16 protein-coding genes are annotated in these 14,999 nt (G+C 50.7%); 9 read left to right on the forward strand and 7 right to left on the reverse strand.

The window, feature by feature from the left end:
- The first annotated feature begins 34 nt into the window (after positions 1-34).
- Complete coding sequence (locus AC27N8_RS07540; protein ID WP_487065560.1) at positions 35-529, forward strand: hypothetical protein; 495 nt, start codon at positions 35-37, stop codon at positions 527-529.
- A 115-nt stretch (positions 530-644) separates the two neighbouring features.
- Here AC27N8_RS07540 and AC27N8_RS07545 read toward each other — a convergent pair whose 3' ends face one another.
- The 3 genes from AC27N8_RS07545 to AC27N8_RS07555 are packed head-to-tail and all read right to left on the reverse strand — an operon-like array spanning position 645 to position 1,592.
- Positions 645-1,085 (reverse strand): SRPBCC family protein, encoded by a 441-nt coding sequence (locus tag AC27N8_RS07545; protein WP_487065562.1) that lies wholly within the window; start codon positions 1,083-1,085, stop codon positions 645-647.
- Between the two features lie 11 nt (positions 1,086-1,096).
- A complete protein-coding gene (locus AC27N8_RS07550; RefSeq protein WP_487065564.1) occupies positions 1,097-1,246 on the reverse strand; it encodes a hypothetical protein in 150 nt (49 codons plus the stop codon).
- Entirely contained in the window at positions 1,224-1,592 is a 369-nt protein-coding gene (locus AC27N8_RS07555; RefSeq protein WP_487065566.1) for an ArsR/SmtB family transcription factor, read from the reverse strand. The genes AC27N8_RS07550 and AC27N8_RS07555 overlap by 23 nt, the downstream gene beginning before the upstream one ends.
- 222 nt (positions 1,593-1,814) lie before the next feature.
- On the opposite strand from AC27N8_RS07555, the gene AC27N8_RS07560 reads away from it, so the two are divergent.
- Entirely contained in the window at positions 1,815-4,409 is a 2,595-nt protein-coding gene (locus AC27N8_RS07560; RefSeq protein WP_487065568.1) for an RICIN domain-containing protein, read from the forward strand.
- Positions 4,410-4,589: 180 nt separating this feature from the next.
- On the opposite strand, the gene AC27N8_RS07565 is transcribed toward AC27N8_RS07560, so the two are convergent.
- The gene (locus AC27N8_RS07565) at positions 4,590-5,576 is read right to left on the reverse strand and encodes a COX15/CtaA family protein (RefSeq protein ID WP_487065570.1); all 987 of its coding nucleotides are present in this window, start codon (positions 5,574-5,576) and stop codon (positions 4,590-4,592) included.
- Positions 5,577-5,843: 267 nt separating this feature from the next.
- Here AC27N8_RS07565 and AC27N8_RS07570 point away from each other — a divergent pair, with 267 nt between their 5' ends.
- The 3 genes from AC27N8_RS07570 (at position 5,844) to AC27N8_RS07580 (ending at position 9,183) form a co-directional block, all read left to right on the forward strand.
- The gene (locus AC27N8_RS07570; RefSeq protein ID WP_487065572.1) at positions 5,844-7,013 is read left to right on the forward strand and encodes a Gfo/Idh/MocA family protein; all 1,170 of its coding nucleotides are present in this window, start codon (positions 5,844-5,846) and stop codon (positions 7,011-7,013) included.
- The gene (locus AC27N8_RS07575; RefSeq protein ID WP_487065574.1) at positions 7,010-8,152 is read left to right on the forward strand and encodes a dihydrodipicolinate synthase family protein; all 1,143 of its coding nucleotides are present in this window, start codon (positions 7,010-7,012) and stop codon (positions 8,150-8,152) included. Before AC27N8_RS07570 ends, AC27N8_RS07575 begins: the two co-directional genes overlap by 4 nt.
- Before the next feature lie 209 nt (positions 8,153-8,361).
- Positions 8,362-9,183: a sugar phosphate isomerase/epimerase family protein gene (locus AC27N8_RS07580; RefSeq protein WP_487065576.1), complete on the forward strand. Its 822-nt coding sequence runs from the start codon at positions 8,362-8,364 to the stop codon at positions 9,181-9,183.
- A gap of 57 nt (positions 9,184-9,240) precedes the next feature.
- Here AC27N8_RS07580 and AC27N8_RS07585 read toward each other — a convergent pair whose 3' ends face one another.
- Positions 9,241-9,867, reverse strand: coding sequence for a hypothetical protein (locus AC27N8_RS07585; RefSeq protein ID WP_487065578.1), 627 nt, complete (start codon positions 9,865-9,867; stop codon positions 9,241-9,243).
- Positions 9,868-10,117: 250 nt separating this feature from the next.
- Between AC27N8_RS07585 and AC27N8_RS07590 the strand changes: the two genes are divergently transcribed.
- Complete coding sequence (locus AC27N8_RS07590) at positions 10,118-10,276, forward strand: hypothetical protein (protein WP_487065580.1); 159 nt, start codon at positions 10,118-10,120, stop codon at positions 10,274-10,276.
- 24 nt (positions 10,277-10,300) lie between these two features.
- Here AC27N8_RS07590 and AC27N8_RS07595 read toward each other — a convergent pair whose 3' ends face one another.
- The gene (locus AC27N8_RS07595; RefSeq protein WP_487065582.1) at positions 10,301-11,656 is read right to left on the reverse strand and encodes a zinc ribbon domain-containing protein; all 1,356 of its coding nucleotides are present in this window, start codon (positions 11,654-11,656) and stop codon (positions 10,301-10,303) included.
- A gap of 300 nt (positions 11,657-11,956) precedes the next feature.
- Between AC27N8_RS07595 and AC27N8_RS07600 the strand changes: the two genes are divergently transcribed.
- Both AC27N8_RS07600 and AC27N8_RS07605 read left to right on the forward strand, forming a co-directional pair.
- Entirely contained in the window at positions 11,957-12,658 is a 702-nt protein-coding gene (locus AC27N8_RS07600; protein ID WP_487065584.1) for a CDP-alcohol phosphatidyltransferase family protein, read from the forward strand.
- A gap of 187 nt (positions 12,659-12,845) precedes the next feature.
- Positions 12,846-13,616, forward strand: coding sequence for an SDR family oxidoreductase (locus AC27N8_RS07605; protein ID WP_487065586.1), 771 nt, complete (start codon positions 12,846-12,848; stop codon positions 13,614-13,616).
- A 20-nt stretch (positions 13,617-13,636) separates the two neighbouring features.
- On the opposite strand, the gene AC27N8_RS07610 is transcribed toward AC27N8_RS07605, so the two are convergent.
- On the reverse strand, positions 13,637-14,224 hold the full coding sequence (locus AC27N8_RS07610; RefSeq protein ID WP_487065588.1) for a chemotaxis protein CheB: 588 nt from the start codon (positions 14,222-14,224) through the stop codon (positions 13,637-13,639).
- A 343-nt stretch (positions 14,225-14,567) separates the two neighbouring features.
- Here AC27N8_RS07610 and AC27N8_RS07615 point away from each other — a divergent pair, with 343 nt between their 5' ends.
- Complete coding sequence (locus tag AC27N8_RS07615; RefSeq protein WP_487065590.1) at positions 14,568-14,966, forward strand: PPOX class F420-dependent oxidoreductase; 399 nt, start codon at positions 14,568-14,570, stop codon at positions 14,964-14,966.
- Positions 14,967-14,999 lie beyond the last annotated feature (33 nt).

The following is a 14,999-nucleotide window of genomic DNA, read 5'->3' on the forward strand; positions in this document are numbered from 1 at the left end:
ATAGTCAATGTAATTTCTATATAAGGAGTTAAAAATGCTGAATACACCCTTAACCATATCAAAACAGCCGCATCGTCGTCTTAAAGCAGCCTGGAGACCACTTTTGCTCAGTGTATGTTGCCTTCTTTTCCTCTTTTTTCTCAGCAGCAGCAACTCATTAGCAGCCAGCAAGCCAGCCTCAACAGCAGTAAATATATTACAGATACAATTACAAACACGGCCCGGCGGTCCAGTTATAAATATCACCAACTCACCACTCATCACCGCCCTCTATCGCAAGATGTACCAGTTGCCAGCATACCCACAAGAACGCACTTGCGAAGAATTCCGTCAGGGTGACGTCTACTCCCTTACCTTTGCACTCAACAAACGCATCATCGTCCGCGCAAGTGTCGAAAAAAACGGCTGCCATGGCCTGACCTTATCCCAATGGGACACACGTCAGCCTGATCAAATCTTCTGGAACCTTTTTGATCAGGCACTCAAGAGCGGACAGAGTCACAATTATCCCTTTACTATAATGAAATAAACGCTTAAGCGACCCGCTCTCATCACCGAATGCCAGAGCCGTCGATCAGCTCAGCGAAAACATCTTGTTGAGCTAAGCTGATCGACGGCTCTGCTTTTCTGGATATGATCATCTCTTAAGGCGCTTTCGTATCCGAAGGATGGCCAGGAGTGCCTTTTCCAGTCTCCAGATATGCATGCAAACTATCCAGGAAGTATTCCCAGGTCCCGCGTGTCGATTGATATGCCTCGTCAACCTGAGCGAAGCCATCCTGAGTGAAAAGCACCCTGGTACCGTTCTCGGCCGGCGTGAGTTGCCAGATAATAGTGGTCCCATCCCATGACTCCGGACCTTGTTTGAGCGTCCAGCGAACTTCCTCATTATCCTTCAGATCAGCAATCTCAAACTGCAAGACAAAGGCTCTTTGCCTGAAGCGAAATTCAGCCAGAGAGCCAACCTCCGACGTGGTACTCAGGTCATCGGTCCACCAGCGAGCGATTTCATCCTGCTGTGTCAGGGCTTTGAAGACTCTCTCAGGGGCGACAGCAATGATCAGTTCTTTGACAATGGCTGGCATAGTTATTCCTTTCACTTATATGCGGTCAAGGGATACGTGTCAAGGGCTTGTTTATCAAATGCCTTTGGATTGGTCCAGGCACGAAAGACACGTGAACGACTGGCAAGGAACGCACGTCGCAGCACCAGAGAGGCTGTATCAGAGGGTATAGGAGGTATCATCAGCGTCTTGCTCCTCGGTGGATGTGGTCAGCAAATAGCTCTCCAGAGAGTCGAATTGCGCTTCCCAGAATTGCCGGTATTGTGCAAGCCAAACGGCAGCTTCTCTCATGGGACTGGCAGCCAGGCGAAAACGATGAGTCCGTCCCTCTTTCCGATGCAGGATAAGATCGGCGTTTTCCAACACGCGTAAGTGCTTGGAGATCGCCGGGACGGAGATCGAGAAGGGCCGCGCCAGTTCCGTTCCAGAAGCCTCGCCTTGCGCCAGACGTTCTAAGATAATCCGACGGGTGGGATCAGCCAGCGCAAAAAAAACTGTATCGAGTCGCTCAGATGAATCATTAACCATACAGTTAATTATACAAAAATTGTGTGTCATTGTCAAAGAGCATATCAAAGCCCATGTAGTATCGTATCCTCCGGGCCTAAACTTACACTGTATAGGTACAAACGAATGGCAACAGAGTTTCATGAATTAGTACTTTATGGAAAGTAATTAGACCTTTATAATTTGAATCGGCTATTATATAATAGCAATATATATCATTGAGAGCAACTTAAAAAGGATAAAATGTCTCATATATTTAATCGCTATTACTTGACCGATCATATGGCACGCACGGCCAAGCACGACATTTATCTGGCGTATCATCTGGATAAACCAGAGCAGCGTGTGGTACTCGAAATTTTTGATGTCGAATGCCTTGCACCTGAGGCAACACCACACGACTTTAAACGTCTGGAAAATAAGCTTAAGCAACTGGCCCATCCGTCTATTCTGACAATCTATGAGTTAGGAATAGAGCAGGGAAAACCTTATATCGTTCGCGGCTATGCGGCAGGAGAGACGTTACGTGCGCATCTCGACGGCTCAAAGCAGTTAAGCAGAAATGACGCGCTCAGAATTATAGAGCAGCTCGGAGACGCCGTAGATTTTGCTCATGATCATCAGATTATTCATCAAGACATTCGACCAGAGAATATCTTCATCGATACCATCGGCAATACGTTATTGACTAACTTTCGCTTGCCCCAACTTATCCATGAAGATCAATTCATGCGCGATCTTGATCCTGAGGCACGGGACTATCGGGCACCTGAGCAATTAGCTGGTGTCATACATCCAGCCGTTGATCAATATGCTCTTGGTTGTTTACTCTACGAGTTAACAACAGGACAGTTCCCTTTTTCAGGTCAGCATCGGTCCAGGCAAGAGCAAGGGGACAATATCCTGCCTCGGATACCAGTTGCTCCTACAGCGCTGGTCCCTGATCTACCAAAGGATGTAGAGACTGTAATTTTACGCTCGCTTGCCAATAAGCCAGAGAAGCGCTATGAGAGCGTGGCAGATTTTCTCATTGCCTTAAGAACAGCCATACACCCAAAGCCCCCAATCTTTCCATTCTCGCATTTAACCGGTCCGACCCCTCCTCAGTCATCGAGAATAACGCAAGATAATCTGGTCCTACCAATTACGCCTTTTCGTCCTCGCCTGCTCGCAGAATATGTGTCGAACGAAGAGGATATGCTGCTCTTACCTCAAGCATCCACGCAATCCCCAGAGCCTGACGTAAGTATGGCGATGATGCATGAAGAGATGCTTAACGATGTACTGGCACTGGAACGCGATCCCCAGAGCGAGCAGTTTTCTCAGCCAGCCCATGCAGCGGAGCCTGCTACTATGGTAGCAGAAACTACGCCTATAGTTGAGGAGAAAACATCAGTCGTCGACGTGGCAAAACGCGTAAAAGAGAGAGCTACAGATGCATTCGCCGGATTAGGTCTCCTCTCTTCTTTGGCAACCAAGCAGACAGATTCCTTTGCAAAGCTGGAGGATCAGCCGCTTGCTTCTGAAGAAATTCCTCTCACTTCCGAAGAGGATCAACTGCTTGTCCCTGAAGAAGTTTCTCCTACTTCTGAAGAGAATCAACTTGTTCCTGAAGAAATTTCTCTCACTTCTGAAGAGAGTCTGGATAGATTATCTGCTCACAATACTGATCCCGATAGTCGTCCAGAGATGCCCATTTTTGACCTACCATTCTTTGACTTACCTGATGAGCAGATAAGCCCTGTCAGTATTACAGCTCCGACTGAGCATATACTTGAACCCGTAGCGCTTGAGCCTGTACAGGATACCAGCACGCCTGAACCTGTACCAGTTGCAGTCGCCAGCAAGAGTAAACCAATCATTGCTAGCGCTCCACAGCTCACAAAACAGCCTGCCAATAGCAGCCATCCTGGTATCATCTTACCAATCAAAAAGCGTTCTCTCGCTCTGCTAGGAGTAGCAACAGTATTGGCGATTACAAGCACGGTACTATCACCCATCACCGCTCCAACAATTGCTGAGATTATAAATAAAACGCCATCATCGATAGCATCGACAGCAAAAATTCCGGCGACGCCAACCAGTATTTATATCTCAACAATGCTTCCTGGAATAATTCCACCGAAGAGTACACAACAAAAGCCTTCTCCGACGAAGAAACCACAGCCAAATTCGTCGCCGACGAAGAAGCCACAATCAAAGCCCCCACAGTCTTCGAGTACAAAATCAGGGAATACAACAAAAACACATCAGACGACATCATCGAATTCGAGTGCGACTTCTAACCCGGCTTCGCATCCGAATCCAACGCCGACGCCTGTGCCAATACCAACGGCGACACCAAAACCTCAAGTGGCGCCTACACCAACGCCAACGCCAAAACCTCAGCAGACAACAGCCTCTCAGGGTGTTACCGGCGGGTATTACGCGATCTCGAACGTGTTCAGTGGAAAAGTTCTCGATGATACCGATTGGTCTACTAGCGACGGAAACAAAATCCAGCAATGGACCTATATGGGCCAAACGGATCAGCAGTGGAGCTTTGTCTCTGCCGGAAATGGTTTCTACTATATCGTCAATCGCTTCAGTGGAAAAGTCCTTGACGATACCGATTGGTCTACCAGCGATGGAGGAAAGATTCAGCAGTGGACCAATATGGGTCAGACCGACCAGCAGTGGAGCCTGGTTGCAGTCGGGAACGGATCTTACTATATCGTCAATCGCTTCAGCGGGAAAGTCCTCGACGATACCGACTGGTCTACCAGCGATGGAGGGAAGATTCAGCAGTGGACCAATATGGGTCAGACTGATCAACAGTGGTGGCTCAAATCTATCTAGTTGTACTATCCTAATGGAAACGTTGTTCTCCATGACCAGTGTCGAGCGCAGCAAGACACCGTAGCGTCGCACGCTCGCGTGCGATGTCCCACTCGACGTACGAGACAGTTAGAACTTGGCGCGCCATGCTGGCCTGCCTGATCGTACGTCGGGTGGGACATCGCACGCGAGCGTGCGACGCTACAGTGTCTTTGCTGCGCTCGACACTGGGAGATTATTGAGTGCCGGAGTACTCTTGACGCGCCTCCGGAAGGGCCATTCGACCTGCATGCACAGATAGCACAGCACCGAGAAAAGCATAGCAATATTAGTAGTGTGGATCAGCGAGACGAAGAGTTGAGCACCTGTCATGACAGTTGCGATGCCGGTCACAGCTTGTAAGCAGACAAGGATAAAGGCCCAACGACTTCCCCAGACGAGATCGCGACGACTCTGGAAGCGCAATCCGATAATGATCATGAGCGCCAGTATGAAGAGCCAGATACTGGCAGCCGAATAGCGATGCAGGAGTTGGATACCGGTATTTGAGAAGAAGCCGGGTAGATATGCATCACCGCAACCGGGAAATTCGGTTCCACAGGCCAGAGTCGACGAAGAATGTCGCACCAACGCTCCCGAGTAGACTACATAATAGGTGTAGGCCGTCACCAGCCAGATGCCATACTGCAATAATCGAGATGGTGGTACCGCCGGGTCCTGGATATCTTTTTTATCCGATCCTATCTGGAAAATACGCAGCGAGAGCAACACAACGCTCGCCAGCGAGACCAGGGAGAAGCCAAAGTGCAGAGAGAGCAGTCCCTCTTTGGCATACGTGCCTTCGTATACGACGGTTAACGCTCCGAGCACAGCCTGTAAGAAAACAAAAAAGACACTCAGTACGCCAAAGAGTTTGATCCGAAAGTCTTTGCGATAGACCCACCATGACCAGAGAACGATAATGCAGATTGCACCTGTATCCAGGCCAGCAATCACGCGGTGGCTATATTCATAGACAGTATCTATCGATAAAAAGTTCGGAATAATAACTCCATGACAGAACGGCCAGGTCTGACCGCATCCCTCACCGGCATCCGTCTTCGTGACCGTTGCACCAAGTAAAAGTGTCAGATACGACACGAAACAGGCAATAATAGAAAATATTTCCATCAAACGACGCTTTGTCAAAGTGTGATCTCCTATGATGACAGCTACTCTTTCTTAAAAGTATCTTTCTTGCTTCATATTATAGAGAATAAAGTGGAAGGTGTTAAGAGTCTGGAGGGCAATTTTCTGGATTCATGTTGAATCTCACAAACTGTAAAGCATACTTATGCCCATTTTATGCTCAAATCCAGGACTTGACAAGGCCAAGATAACCAATTAGACTATGGGAAGTAAACGTTTTCTTTTTGTGACTATTCCTGGTGAGCAAGGATGAATGGAGGTGGCATAATGACCGTGCGAAGAGTCGGGATTATTATGAACGGCGTCACGGGACGCATGGGAACCAATCAGCATCTGATTCGCTCAATCGCAGCTATTCGAGCACAGGGAGGTATTCCGATTGCTGGCGGAGATAGTATCTATCCTGATCCGGTGCTGTTGGGCCGTAATGAACAGAAAATCGCTGCGCTAGCACAGGCACATAGCATTGAGCGCTGGAGTACCAATCTGGCACAGTGCCTGACAAATCCTGAGGACGAAATCTATTTTGATGCTCAGACAACAACACAACGAGCCGATTCCTTGCGGCAAGCGATTCAAGCTGGCAAACATATCTATTGCGAGAAGCCAATCGCGACCGATGTGGCAACGGCGCTTGAGTTGGCTCAGCTCGCTGAACGAGCCGGTGTAAAAAATGGTGTGGTACAGGATAAGCTGTTCTTGCCTGGATTGATCAAGCTCAAGCGCGTGATCGATAGCGGCTTCTTTGGACGCATCCTCTCGGTGCGCGGCGAATTCGGCTACTGGGTATTTGAGGGCGATTGGCAAAAAGCGCAGCGGCCATCGTGGAACTATCGCAAAGAAGATGGTGGAGGCATCATCGTCGACATGCTCTGCCACTGGCAATACGTGATCGAGAATCTCTTTGGCCGCATCAAAGCGGTCTCGTGCCTCGGCGCAACGCATATCCCCGAGCGCTTCGACGAGCAAGGACATGCCTATACGGCCAGCGCCGATGATGCATCTTACGCCACCTTCGAGCTCGAAAACGGGATTATCGCCCAATTCAATTCCTCATGGACGGTCCGCGTCTATCGCGATGAGCTCTTCACGATGCAGGTAGATGGAACAGAGGGTAGCGCCAGCGCAGGATTACGCGAATGCAAGGTCCAGAGCCGCGTCACCACGCCCAAAGCGGTCTGGAATCCCGATGTACCAAATACGATACGCTTCCAGGAGAGTTGGCAGGATGTCCCCGATAACGATATCTTCGATAATGGCTTTAAAGCTGAATGGGAGCTCTTCCTGAAACATGTGGTCTGCGATACGCCGTTCCGCTGGACACTGGCTGAAGGAGCAAAGGGAGTCCAGTTGGCCGAGTTGGGACTACAATCCTGGGCCGAACGCCGCTGGCTTGATGTTCCTCCCCTCACAACAGGAAGCGAGGCCAGACCATGAGTGCAACGCTTTTGCTGCCCCTGGCCGATGGCACTCAACAAGCTTATCAGGTAGGAGAAGCCAGTCCCTATCCTGTACAGGCAAGCGCACCACATAGCCGTGTCGCCTACGCCGCAGCACACGTCGTCCTCGACACGCACGCAGAGCGTCCCGATCAGCTCGATTGGGATGCGACGCTGGCCTATCGGCATCATCTCTGGTCGCTCGGACTGGGCGTCGCCGAGGCGATGGATACCGCTCAAAGAGGGATGGGACTCGATTGGACAACCTCTCGCGAGCTGATCGGGCGCTCACTCGCCGCAGCAAAATCCCGGTCAGGCGCCAGAATCGCCTGTGGAGCAGGGACCGATCAGCTGAAACTTTCTTCACAACTCACACTGGAGGCAGTTCAACACGCCTATGAGGAGCAGTGCGCTTTTATTGAAGGCGCAGGAGGCCACATCATTTTGATGGCCAGTCGTGCTCTGGCAGCCTGCGCACAATCCGCCGACGATTACATCCACGTGTACGACAAGATCCTCTCACAGGTCAAGCAGCCAGTCATCATCCACTGGCTGGGAGCAATGTTTGATCCTGCACTGACCGGCTACTGGGGATCAACAGATCTCGCAACGGCCATGGATACCTGTCTGACGATCATTGGACGTCACGCCAGCAGGATCGATGGCATCAAGATCTCACTCCTGGATGCCGCACGCGAGATTGCAATGCGCCACCGCTTGCCCGCTGGCGTCAAGATGTACACTGGCGACGACTTCAATTATCCCGCCTTGATGCTTGGAGACGAACAAAGCTATAGCCACGCTCTGCTCGGTATCTTTGATGCCATCGCGCCAGCGGCAGCGGCAGCCTTGCACGCCCTCGACGCGGGAGACATCCAGAGCTATGAGCAGATTCTGACACCGACGGTCCCTCTCTCACGCCACATCTTTCAGCATCCAACCTATGACTACAAAGCGGGCATCGTCTTTCTGGCCTATCTCAACGGCCATCAGGAGCATTTTCAGATGGTAGGAGGATTGGAAAAGAGCCGCTCCATTGAGCATCTCGCCCAGATCTTCATCCTGGCCGATCAGGCCAGACTCTTAATAGATCCAGAGCTGGCCTGCAAACGCATGCAGACCATAACGCCCCTCTGAAGAGAGCAGGCAAGCCGGCTCCGCCGTGCTGTCACGTCCCGTACGCAACGTTCCCCTTTAGCCTGCGTTGAGAGACGCAGATGAGCTGCTTCGTACGAGCTACAGACAGCACGGCGGAGCCGCGCCGCTACGTCGGTGAGCTTTGATGCCTAAAGCGAAGGGATATTTCTCCCACAATGAAATGTATTGCAGAGAAAGGATTTATGCTCATGTATCCATTCACGGACCTCAAGAGGCTGAGCTTAAATCAGGCTACCACTGATCGCTGGGGCGTGCGCGAGGCCATCGAGGGCTGTATCCGCGCCGGTATCCCATCGATTGGCCTGTGGCGCGAGAAGGTCGCTCAAACAGGATTGGCAGAGAGCGCTCGGATTGTCCATGATACAGGTATTCAGGTGTCCAGCTTATGTCGGGGAGGTTGGTTTCCCGCCACGACAGCCGGCGAGCGTCAACAACGCATCGACGATAATCTCCGCGCCATTGAAGAGGCCGTTACGCTCCAGACGAAGGTTCTGGTCCTGGTCTGCGGACCCGCTCCCGATCGCGATATCCAGGCCGCTCGCGGGATGGTCGAGGACGCATTAAATGCTCTGCTACCCGTCGCGCAACAATTTGGGATCGCGCTGGCTATCGAGCCACTGCATCCGATGTATGCCGCCGACCGCTCAGTCATCACCAGCCTGAGCGAAGCCAATCAACTCGTCGAAAAGTTCGCCGTCGCGCAGCTGGGAGTCGTTATCGACGCTTTCCACGTCTGGTGGGACGCGGCCGTCTATGAGCAGATTACGCGGGCCAGCGGACATATCCTGGGATTTCACATCAGCGATTGGCTCGTACCGCTCCCCGATATCCTCAAAGGTCGCGGCATGATGGGCGACGGTGTGATCGAGTTACGGAAGCTGCGCAGTGCGGTCGATCAGGCAGGCTATCGGGGGCCAATCGAAGTTGAGATATTCAATCAGACCATCTGGGATACTCCCGGCAACCAGATCCTTGATCTACTGGCTCAGCGCTACCTTGAGCATGTCTGAGCATACTAACGCTTCAAGCGCACTAACGTCCTCGGAATAGTCACATATACATCAGGATTAGTGAGCCTCGTAGATCTTTTTGAGAAAACCTGTAAAGATCGCCATCTCCTCTCGATATTCAGCGAGCTTCTGCCGCTGAACGTCTGCGGATGCGTTCACATGAAAATCGAGAGCTCCCTGGCTTTGTAGCCTGGTTCTCCCCATGCCGCTCAGGATCAGCCGCCGATCGAAGGCAACGTGACGCGTCTGATAAAATTCTGTCAGATAACCAGCCAGTTGCGTTCTAAGCTCGGAGCGCATCTGGCGCATGCTATCCTGGACGGTGCGTAGCCTCTGATAGAGCTCATTCGCATCCATCTGAGCACGCTGAATGTCCGTAGCTTCGGCTCGCTCTTCGCGCAGACGCTTCATGGTCTGATGGATCTGACGCGAGCGCTCAACAAGCATTGCCTCCTCTTGCACCAGATCAACTAAGCCCACATCCTGAGGATCAATATCCACCCAGGGCATAATCAACCCGCGCCGCTGATCCAGATGACCTCCACATGACATCACTGTCGACATGCCAAGCGCGTTGAGCACGACCACTGTCTCAAAAATTTCAGGGTCGATCGGTTTCCCAAGAGCATCCTTCAACCGGGAAAATTGCTCTACAAACGAGTCCCATTCATATTGCATACGCATATCAGGCCTTCCCTACGAACAGAATATCTACTCCCTTTATCATACACGAAAGGGTCAATCAAAGCTTATGGAAACAACAACCTTACCGGAACCGGGATAGGCAATGAGAATAAGACTTTGATGGCGCTACTTCATTATATTCCCTTTCAACTAGCCGAAAAAGGTCAATGAGTAGCACAGCTCAGTAGATACGGATGAGGATACATTACGCTCAACTAGCAGGCAGGCTGACTCGTGAAAGGAACCCACGATGCAATTACTCAAAGAATATCTGCAAGTCTTCTATGACGAAATCGCTGACGAAAGTGATTTCGCCAGCGACGATTGTAATATGTGTGGTGGCTCTGGATATCTTGATCTAGAACAGACATACGAGTGCCCAAACTGCCAGGGCGTTGGACAGTCTTAAAGGCAGGTTCAACTGGCGAGTCCTTCAGGCAGGCGTCCACACGTCCGTGCCACAGGAAAAACAGTAGCGCGAACCTTCGACCTCGATATGTGCCGCGCCGCAATTCGGACAGGCTTTCGTGAGCGAGGTACCACAATAGATACAGAAATGCCAGGCAGCCAGCGCTTCTCGCTTGCACGTGAGGCAGAGCTTGGTCTGCGCGGCGGGATGAATGGCATGGCTCTCGCTTAACAGAACCCGTCGCTCAAAATGGCCAGCTTGTAGCAATTCGGGATCAAGCATCTCAGTTTTATAAGCGGTGGCGATGACCGCCATCGACTGCTTCCAATCGAGGGCATCTAGCTCCGAGAGGAGACGACGCTGAAGTGCCCCTTGTACTCCTTGATGCTCCAGTTGGCCCAGGGCATCTAGATCTTCAAGATAGAGTAGACATGGAGACCATTCCTTCGCCATCTCGAAAGCGGAACGCAGGATACTTCTTCCTGCTTGCACTACATGCTCCTTCTGAAAGGATGGATATTCACGTTCTAGCCAGACCAGCGTGTCCGGATCAACCTTGCCTGCCTGCATAGCATTCATCAGATCAACCAGCCGGGACACCGATAACGTTACCAGCGAGACAATCGCTTCACCTGCGATCGCTTGTACGAGTAATTTCCTCTCGGTGCTGGGATGTCCAAGCAGGAGCGTCTCTTCAAGAAAGGTGCTTTGTAGCATGCGCTGGGATAGCTGTGGCCGCCGTATATACGAGATCAAGGGGCGTAATTCCTGCTTGACGGCTTCGGCCCCCACGATATTGACAAAGACGACGGTTGGACGCTCACAGGTGAGCAGAGGATACGCAGAGACATTTTGTCCTGGATGTTTATACTCGCGTATCTTTATCTGGATCAACTGGTCCATCGCACTGGTATAGGCGGCACCATCCTCCTCAAGCAGATAGGCTGGCATCGCTTCGTTGGAAGGATACAATAAAACCAGAAACGGTTGCACCTGGGCATGGCGGAGGATACCAAGTAACAAATATTCCGCCCGGATATCCGGGCTGCGTCTCTGCTCCGCAAAGGATGCCGACCAGTCCAGACATTCCTGAGCTTCTTTCGAGGGTAAGATCTTTTGTATCTGCTGCTGACTCGGGTTTGCCGGACCGACATGATGGATAAGTTCAGCAGCGGCTTGAGTCATTGAACGTACATCCATACCAAGCAGGCTAAAGACGTTGGAACTGGCAGCATTATCGAGCTTCAGCAGGCTCAAGAGCAGGTGCTCAGGATGATATTCGTGCGCTTGCATACGCACTGCTTCTAGTTGAGCTCCCTCTACCACTTGGAGAGCCTCTTGAGCCAGGGTTTTGCGCAGATCATGGACAGTTTGTGCCATTATTGCCTCTTTCATCGCTTGAACTGCATCTAGATGACATATCCAATAGTGAGAATCCCTCGTGAATTATATTCTTAATAATAACACGCCAGGAAGTCTGGAAAGGTAGCAGGCTATTGCTCTGGATGTAGAGCAACATTGCCCATTGGATACGTATAACAAGGGGAAGGATCAGGCAGTCGATGCAGGTCTGTCAGACAAGTCTGAGTTTGCAGGTGTTACAATAACAATTATAATCGATTGCTCTTGAGATATGATGGTCAGTTGAAATTAGTTATCGAAAAAGTTGGTAGGATATCGATGTTCAATAATGATATACAAAAATGGGCGAGATATATTGCGGCACAAATCGTGCGTCCTCTGGCAAACCTGGGCATTTCACCAAATACGTTTACCCTGATTGGCTTGCTCTTGAGCTTCGTGACGGCCATCGTGATCGGAAAAGGTCTCTTCTTTGTCGGTGGCCTGATGGTGCTTTTTACCGGTATTTTTGATCTATTTGATGGAGCCACCGCTCGCGTACGCAATCTGGCCACCACATTTGGGGCATTCTTTGACTCAACCCTTGATCGCTACTCTGAAGCCATTACCCTGTCAGGTCTGCTCTTTTATGCGTTATTTCATCCATCGATGCAAGATGCGTTCTGGCTTGGAGGCAATATTCAGATCTGGATGATCGTACTTATCTATATCTCGATTGTCGGTTCCCTGATGGTAAGCTATACCAAAGCACGCGCCGAGGGACTTGGCGTCGAGTGCAAAACTGGCCTGCTGGCACGACCAGAGCGCGTCGTGATTCTCGCCGTTGGACTCCTCTTTGGCATCGTCGTGACCATGTGGGCACTGGCAATACTGGCAGTCTTCTCCAACATAACCGCTATTGAACGTATGCTGACTGTCTTTAAAGCCACGCAACAGCATGACGCATTAGCAACGCAGAATAAAACTTCGAAGATGTCGCTTGACAGTCAAAAGACGTCATCGTCAGAGAAAACACAGTAGTCCGCGTAGAGCAAGCAAAGACAAATAAGCCAGTTCAGCTCATATCACGATTGTACCAGCGCGCATATGCCCGTAAAATCTTTTTGGGACGCGCATCCGTGATAAAGATAAGACAAAAAAGAATGCAATATACCTGATGCCATTTGTAGAGTGCGTATGTTTATCTGAAAGGATGAGAAAAAATATTATGGGACAACTCGATCAAAAGGTGGCGATTGTCACTGGATCAGATAGCGGTATCGGACGAGCTATCGCGCTTGAGTTAGCGCGTGAAGGTGCAACGGTCGTGATCAACTATGCCCACGCTCAGGATAAAGCGGAAGAGGTTCGACAATTAATCACGCAACAACAAGGCACCGCCCTGGTCATACAAGCGGATGTCTCACAGTATCAACAGGCACTTGGACTGATTCAGCAGACGGTGGAGCATTTCAATCGCCTCGATATTATGGTCAATAACGCCGGAATGGAGATCCATAGTCCCTTTCTGGACGTCACCGAAGATCAATTTGATCGTGTGCTCGGCGTTGACCTCAAAGGAACATTCTTCTGCGCTCAGGCAGCGGCACGTGAAATGGTAAAGCGTCAGACCGCTGGACGCATCATCAATATCTCATCGGTCCACGAAGATCTGCCAATGCTGGCCAATGTCCCCTATTGCTGCGCCAAGGGTGGATTGCGTATGCTGACGCGCACTATTTGCCTGGAACTCGCCCCGCATAACATTACCGTCAACAATATTGGCCCGGGAGCTGTAGATACTCCGATCGATGCCGATGTGAAAGCCGATCCCACGAAGCTGAAGGCGTTGCTGGATGAGATCCCGCTTCATCGCATGGGCCAACCAGAAGAAATTGCAAAACTCGCCCTCTACCTGGCCTCAGATGCGTCGGCCTATGTGACAGGTTCAACCTTCTTCATCGATGGTGGATTGATGCGCAATACAGGTGGACTTTAAGGCTCATCCAATACCAGAGGTTACAACGGAGGCAATAGCCTAGGAAAACGCACAAGCTGTTCCAGCAGTGGACCAATCGCCGTGATCGGGCGCACATAATCGACTGGTACCAGGGTCTGGGCGCTCATTGGCATACTTGGATAAAGAGCGTCCCGGGGATCTTGCACAATCGTCATCCCGCCTTGCTGATGAATCGCGGCCAGACCTAAAGTCCCATCGGTCAGTGCGCCCGTCAAGACAACTCCGATGGTACGCGGACCGTAGACGTCGGCCGCCGAGCGGAAAAGTGGATCGATGGCGGGGCGGTTTCGATGCTCCTTCGGACTATGCATCACACGGACAATACCTAACTCAAGTAGCATGTGATAATCAGGAGGCGCGATATAAATATGTTGCTGCTCAATGGGCATCCCATCTGTGGGATGTACCGCCTGAAGGCGACCAGAACGACTGATAATCTGAGGCAAGTAGCTGCGACCAATCGGCGGCACGTGCAAAACCATAAAAACCGCAGCCGGTAGATCAGCAGGCAGATCCTCAGCAATCTGACGCAAAGCATTGACGCCACCTGCCGAAGCGCCTATCACAATAATATCGTATCCGGCCATAGAGACCATCCCTCACATAAGCTCAAACATCCATATTATATCTTCATATATCTCATCGAGTCTACTTTTTCCCTACACTTACCTCACCATCTCTGATGTTTTATCATGAGGCTTATCAAATTAAACGAGGGCAATGACGAGAGGGATGATGCTATCTCTCGACTGTTTCTCGCTCAATCCGTCGATAAGACACCCCAGCTTGCACAAATGAGCAGGAAAAACTGACCATAGGTACATGCCTTTTTTTCCACCCTACTGTTACTCTCAACGCAGAAAGAAAAATCTGTAACTGCCGCGATAGGCAACAGGAACATTTTATTAAAGGAAAGTACATACATATATTATGAGCAAATTTACCGAAGCAGAATTAGCCTATTTACAAACACAACGACTTGGACGCCTGGCAACAGTGAATCAGCGTGGAGAGCCACAAGTCGCCGCTGTTGGCTTTCGTTACAATCCAACGGAGGACACTATCGATATTGGCGGATATGATAACGGGAATACGCAGAAGTTCCGGAACATCGCCCGCAATGGTCTGGCATCTTTTCTGGTAGACGATGTATTACCTCCCTGGAAGACACGTAGCCTGGAAATACGCGGACAAGCACTGGCACTTCCCGAAGGTGGGAAAGCCATCGATCCCAATCTCAGTCCAGCCTTGATACGCATCATCCCCACGCGCATTATCTTTTGGGACTCAACCACCGAGCCTCCCACCATGACAAAGCGTAACGTGTGAACGAAGTCAGAATAGAGGAGCAAGTCAGGACAA

The organism is Dictyobacter sp. Z7_2 (assembly GCF_057551105.1).

What these genes read in the sequence shown, in the direction of transcription:
- AC27N8_RS07540 (WP_487065560.1), top strand. Translation starts at nt 35, where the DNA reads ATGCTGAATACACCCTTAACCATATCAAAACAGCCGCATCGTCGTCTT.
- AC27N8_RS07545 (WP_487065562.1), bottom strand. Translation starts at nt 1,085, where the DNA reads ATGCCAGCCATTGTCAAAGAACTGATCATTGCTGTCGCCCCTGAGAGA.
- AC27N8_RS07550 (WP_487065564.1), bottom strand. Translation starts at nt 1,246, where the DNA reads ATGATACCTCCTATACCCTCTGATACAGCCTCTCTGGTGCTGCGACGT.
- AC27N8_RS07555 (WP_487065566.1), bottom strand. Translation starts at nt 1,592, where the DNA reads ATGGTTAATGATTCATCTGAGCGACTCGATACAGTTTTTTTTGCGCTG.
- AC27N8_RS07560 (WP_487065568.1), top strand. Translation starts at nt 1,815, where the DNA reads ATGTCTCATATATTTAATCGCTATTACTTGACCGATCATATGGCACGC.
- AC27N8_RS07570 (WP_487065572.1), top strand. Translation starts at nt 5,844, where the DNA reads ATGACCGTGCGAAGAGTCGGGATTATTATGAACGGCGTCACGGGACGC.
- AC27N8_RS07575 (WP_487065574.1), top strand. Translation starts at nt 7,010, where the DNA reads ATGAGTGCAACGCTTTTGCTGCCCCTGGCCGATGGCACTCAACAAGCT.
- AC27N8_RS07580 (WP_487065576.1), top strand. Translation starts at nt 8,362, where the DNA reads ATGTATCCATTCACGGACCTCAAGAGGCTGAGCTTAAATCAGGCTACC.
- AC27N8_RS07585 (WP_487065578.1), bottom strand. Translation starts at nt 9,867, where the DNA reads ATGCGTATGCAATATGAATGGGACTCGTTTGTAGAGCAATTTTCCCGG.
- AC27N8_RS07590 (WP_487065580.1), top strand. Translation starts at nt 10,118, where the DNA reads ATGCAATTACTCAAAGAATATCTGCAAGTCTTCTATGACGAAATCGCT.
- AC27N8_RS07595 (WP_487065582.1), bottom strand. Translation starts at nt 11,656, where the DNA reads ATGGCACAAACTGTCCATGATCTGCGCAAAACCCTGGCTCAAGAGGCT.
- AC27N8_RS07600 (WP_487065584.1), top strand. Translation starts at nt 11,957, where the DNA reads ATGTTCAATAATGATATACAAAAATGGGCGAGATATATTGCGGCACAA.
- AC27N8_RS07605 (WP_487065586.1), top strand. Translation starts at nt 12,846, where the DNA reads ATGGGACAACTCGATCAAAAGGTGGCGATTGTCACTGGATCAGATAGC.
- AC27N8_RS07610 (WP_487065588.1), bottom strand. Translation starts at nt 14,224, where the DNA reads ATGGCCGGATACGATATTATTGTGATAGGCGCTTCGGCAGGTGGCGTC.
- AC27N8_RS07615 (WP_487065590.1), top strand. Translation starts at nt 14,568, where the DNA reads ATGAGCAAATTTACCGAAGCAGAATTAGCCTATTTACAAACACAACGA.